Genomic DNA, 558 nt, shown 5'->3' with positions numbered 1-558 from the left:
GCCCGGCAGAGCGCGGTGAGCGCCGCGCCGCCGGGCTCCGCGCCGGCCGGTCCGGCGAGCGCCAGGTGGGCCGTGGCCTCCGCCGGCCGGTCCCGCTGCCAGTCCACGATCGCCAGCGCCAGGTACGCGTAGCCGCAGTCGGACCGCGACGACCAGCCCTGACACGGCGGCATCGACAGCGCCTCCCGGGCCAGCTCCTCGGCGGCCCGCAGCGCGCCCCGGGCCGCCTCCAGCAGCGCCGAGCGGCTGACGCAGAGCAGCTCGGTACGCGGCCGCCCGGCCCGCCGCGCCGCCTCCCGCGCCGTGGCGAACCGGTCCCGGGCGGTGGACAGGTCCCCCTCGGCCAGCGCGGCCAGCCCGTGCGCGGCGCCGGCCACCGCACGCACGTCGTCCCGCTCGGCCGTCCCGGCGCGCGGATCGCCGGCTCCGTCGTCCGGCCCCGGGGACTCCTGCGCCGGGCCGGTGGCCAGCAGGCGGTCGGCGGCCCGGCGTACCTCCTCGTGGTCGGCGCCGAGCCGGGCGAGGCTCAGCTCCACGGCGGCGGCCAGCCGGCCGAAC

1 pseudogene is annotated in these 558 nt (G+C 81.9%); it reads right to left on the bottom strand.

What is annotated here, in order from left to right:
* Positions 1-558 (bottom strand): annotated as a pseudogene (locus AC2CHG_RS31720) (helix-turn-helix transcriptional regulator); the annotation flags it as partial.

Source organism: Micromonospora sp. ATLC20 (assembly GCF_057196585.1).
Note: the sequence above shows the minus strand (reverse complement) of the source record. Positions and strands in the feature narration are given on the sequence as shown.